Annotated in this window: 7 protein-coding genes and 1 pseudogene; 2 read left to right on the top strand and 6 right to left on the bottom strand. The window is 68.5% G+C overall.

What is annotated here, in order from left to right:
• Positions 1 to 67: 67 nt before the first annotated feature.
• A pseudogene (locus RNL97_RS00910) lies at positions 68 to 364 on the top strand (helicase associated domain-containing protein); the annotation flags it as partial.
• Here the strand turns inward: RNL97_RS00910 and RNL97_RS00905 are convergent.
• A complete protein-coding gene (locus tag RNL97_RS00905; protein WP_032766731.1) occupies positions 359 to 1,609 on the bottom strand; it encodes an MFS transporter in 1,251 nt (416 codons plus the stop codon). The pseudogene RNL97_RS00910 and the gene RNL97_RS00905 overlap by 6 nt on opposite strands.
• Before the next feature lie 84 nt (positions 1,610 to 1,693).
• Between RNL97_RS00905 and RNL97_RS00900 the strand changes: the two genes are divergently transcribed.
• Entirely contained in the window at positions 1,694 to 2,209 is a 516-nt protein-coding gene (locus RNL97_RS00900; RefSeq protein ID WP_030592519.1) for a winged helix-turn-helix transcriptional regulator, read from the top strand.
• Positions 2,210 to 2,429: 220 nt separating this feature from the next.
• Here the strand turns inward: RNL97_RS00900 and RNL97_RS00895 are convergent, their stop codons facing one another.
• From RNL97_RS00895 to RNL97_RS00875, 5 genes are all read right to left on the bottom strand, one after another.
• Positions 2,430 to 2,819, bottom strand: a complete 390-nt coding sequence (locus RNL97_RS00895) for a DUF6009 family protein (protein ID WP_030592521.1) — start codon at positions 2,817 to 2,819, stop codon at positions 2,430 to 2,432.
• A gap of 148 nt (positions 2,820 to 2,967) precedes the next feature.
• On the bottom strand, positions 2,968 to 4,530 hold the full coding sequence (locus RNL97_RS00890; RefSeq protein WP_030592523.1) for a DNA primase family protein: 1,563 nt from the start codon (positions 4,528 to 4,530) through the stop codon (positions 2,968 to 2,970).
• On the bottom strand, positions 4,527 to 5,618 hold the full coding sequence (locus RNL97_RS00885; protein WP_243316629.1) for a bifunctional DNA primase/polymerase: 1,092 nt from the start codon (positions 5,616 to 5,618) through the stop codon (positions 4,527 to 4,529). The genes RNL97_RS00890 and RNL97_RS00885 overlap by 4 nt, the downstream gene beginning before the upstream one ends.
• 434 nt (positions 5,619 to 6,052) lie before the next feature.
• Complete coding sequence (locus RNL97_RS00880; RefSeq protein WP_030592526.1) at positions 6,053 to 7,300, bottom strand: putative PEP-binding protein; 1,248 nt, start codon at positions 7,298 to 7,300, stop codon at positions 6,053 to 6,055.
• Entirely contained in the window at positions 7,301 to 9,202 is a 1,902-nt protein-coding gene (locus RNL97_RS00875; RefSeq protein ID WP_313750229.1) for an FAD/NAD(P)-binding protein, read from the bottom strand. It lies immediately after the preceding gene.
• Positions 9,203 to 9,227: the final 25 nt, after the last annotated feature.

Raw genomic sequence — 9,227 nt, 5'->3', positions numbered from 1 at the left:
CGTCCCCTACAACCACGTCGAGGGTCGTGGCGTACGGGGTGAAGGCGGGGACGAGGCGGGTGAGGGCGGGTTCCCGCTGGGGCGGTGGCTGTCCGATCAGCGCCGCGCGATGCGGGCCGGGATCATGCTCCCCGAGCGGGCCGAGGACCTGGAAGCGCTCGGCATCGTCTGGGACCCGGCGGACGCGGCATGGGAGGAAAACCTCAGTGCGGCCCGGGCCTACGCCACCACGTACGAAACCCTCGCCGCTCCAAACACCGCGATGGACGTCTGTGCGGCTCGGAGTATGGCTGTCGAACGTGAAAAGCCGCCGGGTCACGCTCACCGGCGAGCAGCTCCAAAGGAATTCATCGATGGCTCATGAAGCGGAAATGTCTGCCGCGGGTTCCGGTCGCAAACGCGGCGACGCACCGCTGGCCGCTCCGCCGACTTGTTCGGCGGGACCTCTGAAGCCCAGGTGGTGGGCGTGCCTGCCGACCACCGAGACGACCAGCGCGCAGGTAGCGAACCCGGCTCCGAGGAGACTGGATCCTGCCCAGCCGTAGGCGGTGAAGACGGGGGTGGTCGTGGCCGCGCCGAGGGCGGAGCCGAGTGAGTAGAAGACCATGTAGCCGCCGATCACGCTGCTCACGCAGTCGGGATGCGTGGCAGTGAGCACGTGCTGGTTGCTCACGTGCACAACCTGGACCGCGAAGTCGAGAACGACGATGCCGACGATGAGAAGCCCCAGGGACCGGGGGAGTTGGGCGATCGCCACCCATGAGAGGACGAGGAGGGCGAGCGCGAGGCCGCTGGCCGGGGCCGCGTGCCCCGCGTCCGCCCACCGACCCGCGCGGGCCGCGCCGAGTGCGCCCGCGAGTCCGGCGATGCCGAACAGTCCGATCTGGCTTTCGCTCAGCTGCCAGGGTGCGTCCGCCAGCGGCAGGGACAGGCCGCTCCATAGCGTGCCGAATGACGCGAACAGGAAGAACGCGATGAGGCCGTGCGTCAGGAAGGCGCGCTGCCCGAACAGTCCGCCGAGCGAGCCGACGACTTGCCGGTATCCCGCGACGGGGCTGGTACGTGTCTCCGGCGGCAGGACGGCGAGTACCAAGGCCGCGAGCACGAGGGAGAGGGCCGCGAGCGCGACGTAGACGCTGCGCCAGCCCCCCACGTCGGCGAGGGCGCCGGCGACGATCCGCGCGCCCAGGATGCCGATCACGACGCCCGTAGTCACGACACCGATGGTCCGCCCGCGTTCGGCAGGCGGGGAAGCCGACGCGGCGTAGGCCACCGTAGTCTGCACCACGACCGCGAACAGCCCGGCCGCCGCGAGCCCCACGAACGCCTGCGACGCTGACGACGCGGAGGCGGTCACGATCATTCCGGCTGCGGCGACCGCCAGGTGCACGGCGATGAGGCGGCGCCTGTCGACCACGTCGCCGAGCGGCACCAGGAGCAACAGCCCTGCCAGATAGCCGAACTGGCCGGTGGCGACGATCCAGCCCGTGAGCTCCGGCGGCACACCGAGGTCACGCCCCATAGGCTCCAGAACCGGCTGCGCGGCATAGATGCTCGCCACCGCGACACCGCACACCACCGCGACCAGCAATCGCCGCCATGTGTTCATTACACCCATCCAGTTGGTAGCATTTTGCAACTGATTGGATGCTACGGCATGATGGTTTCAATACGCAACTGATTGGAAGGTGTCATGGCCCGCACACCCCTGGACACCCCGGACCCCGCCCCAGCAAAGACCGACAGGACAGACGAGACCGCCAGAACCGACAGGGCTGCCTCCGACTGGACCGACCCCGACTGCCCCGTCGCCCGCACGCTCGACCTCGTCGGCGACCGGTGGAGCCTTCTCGTCATCCGTGACGCCATGGACGGCGCGGCCTCGTTCACCGACTTCCAGCGGCGGACCGGCATCGCGCGCAACATCCTCACCGACCGCCTCCGCAAGCTCCTCGCCCACGGACTCCTCGTCCAGCGCCCCGCACCATCGGGGCGGCGCCAGGAATACGTCCTCACCGACGCCGGCCGCGATCTCTTCCCCGTCGTCCTCACGCTGCGGCAGTGGGGCGAACGGCACGCCTTCGCACTTGGCGAGAGCCACTCCGTCCTCCTCGACCGGCACGGCACCCCGGTGCCAGACCTCGCGCCGGTGGGGGCCGACGGTGCTCTTCTCGACTCCGACACCACCCACGTACGGAGGGCCGCCTAGCGTCCTGAGTCAGCTGAGCTCCCCGCGCCTGCCGCGGCAGCCACCCGTACAGCGAAAGGCCCGAGCAAGGCACAGGCGCGGCACCAGGCGCCCTGCTCAGGACACCCGCCCGGCACCAAGAGGCCCACGAAAGCCACAGCCAACGCGCCCCACCACCGCCCCTTCGCGCATTCCCGGTGCTGGTATGGGGCACTCCCGAGCCTCCATCCGAGCCGCCCTTCTACGGGCGGACGGACACTATCTCCCCCGAGGCCTGTGAACGAGGGGTCTTGGCTCCGACCTTTCCCGCCGCAACGGTTCGGGGGTCGACGGCTTCCAGGGGTGAGCCCACCCGGTAGGGGCACTCGGGATCACCGGGCTGGTTGGGGCGGTCGTGCGGCAACAGGTAGAACGTACGGCGCGCGAAGAGGCCGCTGTCCGCGCTGCGTGGCGCGGTGGGCGTCAGGTTGGTATAGCCGATCATCCGCCCGTCGCGCTCGTATCGGGGTTTCCCTCTGCGGGTGCCGACCTTGTCCAGGGCTTGGCGGACGTAGTCGAGGTCTTCGGTGTCCTCCAGCCATACGACCTCGGCTTCCTGGACGAGATCGCCTTCCTGCGGAATCGCGCTCATCAGGCCTCCTGGGTCTTGGCGGCCGGGCACCGGCCTGGGGGTGGGGCTTTCATGCTGTTCGTCTTGCCGGCTCGCGGGGCGAGGTGGGACGGCCAGCATCGTCCATCGTACGGTCGGGCCGTGCGCCCCTCCCGGGTGCGGAAGGTCGTCATGGCGTCCCGCTCGGGCCATCGGTGTTTCCGTTGTGGAGCAGGGCGATGCCGGGGTAGAGCTTCTTGACGTTGTTCTTGATCATTTCTGCGGGTGAGGACAGGCCGAGTTCCTGGCGGATGCGGCTGGCGAAGGCACGGCTGGTGGAGGGCCGGATGCCTTCCTCCGAGCACCACCGGCCGTAGGTCTCGTACAGCAGTTTCTGTTCGACGCGCAGTTCCGGATTGGGGCGTCCGCCCTCGCCCTTGGTGCAGCATTCGGCGATAAAGCGGCCCACGTGGTCTTCGGTCGTCTCATAGGCGGCGGTCGCCAGCCGCACGGAGGCCGGTCCGGTGAGCGGGTCGCGGGTCGTCAGGTAGCGTCCGGCTCCCTCGATCAGCCAGTGGAGGATGCCCGGGCCCTCGTCGCGGACGAGTTCGGCGGCCAGGTTGTCGATCTTCCGTTCGTCGGGGACGCTCCGCTCGAAGGGGATGATCCTCATGCGGCGCCAGAAGGCGTAGCCGCCGGTGCCGACTTCGGGGCGGTGGTTGCCCAGCAGCCACAGCTTGTGCGTGGGGGTGAAGGTGAAGAAGTTCTGTCGCATCCGGCGTGCGGTGATGGTGTCGCCGCCGGTGAGGAGCTTGACGCGGGATTCGTTGAACCTGTCGTTGGGCTTGAGCTCGCTGCATACCACGATGCGTCGGCCGTGGAGTTCGGTCAGTTCGGTGGAGTGCTCGGTGAACTTGCCCTTCTCCATGAGGAAACCGGGCGGGGCTGCGTTGGCGTAGTCGCCCAGGATCTGCATCATCACTTCCAGCAGCACGGACTTGCCGTTGGCTCCGGAGCCGTAGAGGAAGGGCAGAACCTGCGCACCGACGTCGCCGGTGATGGAGTAGCCAAGAAGGAGGTGCAGGAAGTGGGTGGTGTCCCTGCCTTTGGTGTCCTCGCCGAAGGTGTCGCGCAGGAAGCTGTCCCAGCGCGGGATGGGCATGGGATGTGGCGCCACGAAGGTGGCCCGCGAGTGCATGTCCGTAAGCGGATCGGGCTTGCGCAGCGTTCCTGTTCTGAGGTCGACGACACCGGATGGGGTGCACAGGGCGTAGATGTCGCCGTCAAGGACGTCGGGGTCCAGGCGCAGCCCGGGGGCGGCCTGCGCCTGGTAGAGCAGGGCTTTGAGTCCTGAGGTGGATTCGGAGTGCCGTCGGTGCGCGGCCAACTGTCGGGGAGTGAATCTTCCCTGCGGGTCGTGTTGGGCGATCTGCTCGGCCATCTCCCCGGCAGCCCAGACCGCTGCCTCGTCGCCGCCGGTCAGTTTCCACCGGTACTCGTCCCAGGAATGCCACCCCATGCCGATCACGTAGCGGAACTGGTCGCGGTAGAGGCGGGCGAACAGTTTGGCGTTTCCCCTGTCCGTCAACGAGTTGGGAAGCAGTCCGTCCGGCTCCGGGACGGGCTGTGGGCGGGGGTCGGTCTGCTGAGCGGGCAGGTTCGCGTGCGACTCGGGCGGATCCCAGGCAAGTGTCTGCTGCTGGATCTGCGCTGCGGCCCTTTGCGCGTCGAAGCGTGTGGACTCGGCGCTCATGAACGTCCTCGGGGGTGGAGTGGGCGCTGGGCACCCGCAGACAGAGCTGTCTCGATGATCGTGAGGTTACGGCTCTCCTGGGCGGGGCGGGCCGCGCGGGCCGCCTCCAGGAGCAGGGTGTGCGCTTCTTCCTCGGGGAGGTGGCCTCCTTGGACGAGCCCTCCGGCGGTGTAAGCGGCGCGGTTGAGTTTCTCAGTGAAGCTCGCCCCTTGTGGGGTGGCTGCGCATGCGGACACCTCGTCCAGGAGCGGGGTCAGGAGCCGTTCGGCTCCTTTTGCCGAGTGGCGGCGGCGGTGGCTCGCGGCGGGGCGGGGGATCGCGGCTCGCACGTGGTGGGTGCGTACGAGTTCCGCTGCCAGCCATCGGGGCAGTGGCGCCGGGATGCGGGTTGCTCCCAGCGGCTGGTAGCTGCCCGCGGTGGTCGTGGTCGCGGGGGCAACGATGTAGCCGTTGTCGGAACGCACGTCAACCTGCCAGGCCAGTGCTGTTCTCGGGCTGGAGCCCGTCGAGGACCGGTAGCGGGTCTCGGGGTGGGGGTTTCGATACCAGATGTGCAGTCCCCCGGAGGGGGTGCGCACCCTCAGCGTGCCGGTGTCCGTGGCCGGGCTCGGTTTGCCGCGGAGCGCGGCGAGCAGGGCCAGGGTGTCAAAGCCTGTGGCCAGTCCGGAGAGGTTGACCTGGGGGGCGATGGGGATGCCCGGCAAGAGACGCGAGCGGTCGGGGACTTGTGCGGCGTGGGCATCCACGTCGAGAACGACCAGGTTCGCGGGACCGCAGGAGACGCCGACCCCGAAGCGGGAGCCGGCGTGCCACCAGGCATCGATGAGCTCAGGGTCCGTGGTCGCGGCGTGGAAGCCGTGACACCAGCGTCCTGCCTTTCGGCACGGGCAGAGTGCGGGCGCGTGCCGGTCCTCCTTGCACGCCCGGCAGTTCGCCGGCGGGACCTTCTGCTGCGGGGCGAGGGGGTGGACCGGCCACCCCGCCCCCGCCAACCACCGGGCGACCGCGTTTCCGTGCACGGCCTCGCCCGGGGAATCAGGTGGGTTCGAGGGGTGGCGGGTCAACGCATTGTCCTTTTCGCGGTTCATGCCGTTCTCCGGCAGATGCAACGGGCCTGACGGGACTGAAGCATCGGGTTTGCGGGACGAGCGTAGCCCACGGGGTCGCAGGGGCAGGGAAGGCCCGGGACGTGTCGGCGGATCAGGGTCCCGTCAGTCCCGCAGGCGGCAGCAGCGCCCCGGGGGTTTCAGTCCCGCGGGGGGTCGGACGGTTTCAGTCCCGAAAGGAAAAGTCCAGGTCAGAGAGCTCTCCCTCAGAGCGACGGGACTGACGGGACCCGACCCGGTAGTTATCGGCTGCTCACGACTACTTGCGTCCTTCCCACACGCGCCCGCGTGTTGAAGACACCTCGTGCGGTGATAACTCCCCGCTTTGGTCCCGTCAGTCCCGTTATTCTGTGCAGATCCCTTCTGACCTGGACTTTCTCTTCCGGGACTGAAACGGGACCAAAGCATTCCGGGATTCAAAGCTCTGGCGTTCCCCCGGTGGAGCGGGAGCGGGACGCCAGGAGAAGCTGCTTGAGTTCGGCGGTGCACATCATGTAGCCGTCGGGTGTCGGCAGGTGTTCGAGGTAGTGGTCCAGGTCCGATGCCAGGGAGAAAACCCGTACAGGTGTGCCCGCAGCGCGGGCGTCCTCCACGACGCTGCGAACGCCGTGGAGGACGGCGGGGTGGCGGGTGCGGTAGGAATCGGCGACCAGGTGGTTGCCCCGGTCCGCAGCGAGGTAGAACTGCACCAGGTCCTTGAGACCGACGAACAGTTCACTGGCGCCGGCGGCGCACAGCGCGGTGGTGGCGTGGACGGCGGAAGGCGTCTCGACGAAGGCGGACAAAGGGGTGCCGTCGGGTAAGTCGAGATGGGCTCTGAGTTGTGCGAACTCATTCTCGTCGCTGACGAACGGCACCGAGAGCCCCACCCGGTCCGCTGCGTCGCCCAGGTTTTTGCGGAGGGTCGCCAGTACGGCGTGCAGGGCCTCCCGGTAGCCGACGGACCCGAGGAGCCAGCGAGCGCCGTGCATGCCCATCTCCGGGTTCGGCTCGACGGCGACGGGGGCGGTCTCGGTGACGTCGGCCGCGTGGTCGGAGCGCAGGTCGAGCATGCGCAGAACGAGCCGCTGCGCAGGTAGGAGTGCCTCGACGAAGCCGCAGAGCCGCTCTCCGATTGCCTGCCCGTAGGCGGTGATGTCGGCGGTGTCGCCAGCCATGGCGTCGAGCGGGCTCAGCCCCAGTGCGAGGCAGAGGAACTCCTCTCTGATGAAGAAGGACTCGACGCGGGCGGCGTCCGGCCCGCAGGAGTTGATCGTCGTGATGTCCTGCAGGTCCGCAATGACCGCACAGGCCGAGCCGATGGCGTCCAACGTGGGGTTGCCGGTCCCGGGCGGCGGGGCGGGGCGGGGCCCGACGACGATGGACGCGCTCTCCAGGTAGAGCGTCACCTCGCCCACGAGGTCGGCGAGGTCAGCCTCCTCGACGCGCAGTACCGGGATCCCCCTGCCGCGGCACAGGGACTGCATGTGGCCGGTGAGTCCCCCGGAACCACACACCACGGCCCGTGCGGACACGATGGCGTCGTACAGCCCTGCTTCGAGGGAAGGGGCGATGAGGATGGTTCCTTCGCGCGGACTTCGCGTTCGGTTGCAGGTGCCCTGAAGCACACTCTCGGTACCGCCGGCCAGGAGAGATCCCAGGATCCGTCGCCCGTTCCCGTTCAACTAGTCCTCCGGATGTTCGGCGTTCTCCAACCCCAGTTTTCGACGCAGCTGCCGTGGTGTCACGGAGACGTCGTTGAGCCGTTCCACGGCGACCCGGTTGACGACTGCCCTCATCAGGCGCTCGTCGCGGGGGACGCCCGTCGGAAGTACGGGGAGGCTGCCCATGGAGCGAATGCGGGCGTTCAGGAGGGATTCCAGTGCTTCCCTGCTCCTTCGTTCGCGGGTGGCCAGCCTGCGCACTTCCAGTACCACAGACTCCTCCAGTGCCTCCCGGACCGCTTCCTCCGGGTTGCTGACATAGCTCCGGTAGTGGAGATGCCGTGCGGCGAGGTCATCGAAGCCGTCCTGTCGCAGTTCAAGCTGTTCGACGACGTGGGCAGCGACGGAGACGGAGTGGTTCTTGATGGCTGCGAGGTTGAACGCGAATGCGCCGGTCCGGCCGTGCCGGACGATCTCGTCTCCTTCTCTCGGTACGCCGACGGCGGAGATCGGCCCTGCCGGTGTGCCGTCGGAGCTCAGAAGAGTTCCGCACTCGTCGACCTCCACGCCGCGCCCTGTGCGCTCGTGGGGGACCGCGATGCCCTTGCGGAGAAGGTTGCGCCAGAGGGGCTGCTCGACCTTGGCGTAGTCGAACTCCCTGCCGAAGTTGGACACCACGAGGTCGGCTTCGACGCTGTGCCGCTCGTGCTGTGCGGCGACGGAGACCGTCAGCCGCCCGGACTCCGCCGGGGTGATGTCCTGTACCCGGCCGACGACCAGTTCCACCCGACCGTCCTGGGGGCGCATCGCCCGTTCGATGATCGCCATCGTGTATTCCACGGCTCCGACGCGCAGGGCTGCGAGGCTGGTGGCGAACTCGTCCAGCAGTCGGCGCAGGTCATCGGTCGGGATGCGGTCGATGACCTCCGGAATGTATGGCTCCCAGGCTTTGGCGACCCGTTCGGAGACGATCACGTTTTCGATCTCGGGATGCCGGTCCCTGACGGTCGTGCAGGCGGCCTGCCAGGCGGTCCTGACACGGGCGAGAAATTCCTCGCGGTCGCGGTAGGGCTCCATCAGGGTGTCGGGGCGGGGCAGCCGCAACACTCCGTGTTCGTGGGTGTCGGGGTAGGTGCGGAAGATCGTCCCTGACCTGGAGATCAGGTGAATACGGCCGACGTGTCCGTTGCGCAGCAACAGGCCCGCCGAGTCGTACGCGCTGAGCACCGATCCGACGATGGCGACGGAGGCGTCGGGCGGCAGCTGGGCGAGTTTGCGGATACCGGGCGCGGAGTACGGGTTGCGGACGAAGGAGGGGTGCCCGGCCACGCCGGCGGCGAAAGGCGGTTCCTTGAGTTCGAGGCCGGTGGCGAGGACGACGTGGTCCGCGTCGAGGATCTGCGTGTGCGGGAGCGGCCCGGGACGCAGTCCCTGGGTGGTGTACGAGGTGAGGCCCCTGACAGTCACCTCGAAGCCGCGGTCGCAGGGCCGGGTGTCGAGTGCCTCGCCGTCCGCTTCCACGAGGACGACCCCGGAGCAGGATTCCCGTGCGGCCTCGATCAGCCGGTCGTCGAGGTAGTCCTGGAAGATGCGGCGGGGGGCGGGGCCCTGCTCGGTGAACTTCCAGGAGGCCCAGCGCTGGGGCCAGTCACGGCGGTCGGCCTCCTGGTTGGCCCAGTTGATGAAGTCGAGCACGTCTTCGCGGAACACCGACATCCGGCCGGCCTGAATGTTGAAGACGTGGTCCCAGGGGTTGCCGTCACGGTGGTAAGCGACGCCCGCCGAGCGGTAGTGGGGACGCCGCTCCAGGAGGATGACCTCCAGTGGTCTTCTCGCGAAATGGAGCAGTCGTATCGCGGTCGCCGTGCCGGCCAGGCCCGCCCCTACGACCAGCACCCTGGGGCGCGCACCCGTCTTGCCCATGAAGCCTCCCCGCTGACTCAGGGGC

The sequence above is a fragment of the Streptomyces parvus genome, from assembly GCF_032121415.1.
GTDB classification, from domain to species: Bacteria; Actinomycetota; Actinomycetes; order Streptomycetales; family Streptomycetaceae; genus Streptomyces; species Streptomyces globisporus_A.
The sequence above is the reverse complement of the archived record's forward strand: the minus strand, read 5'-3'. Positions and strand labels throughout refer to the sequence as shown.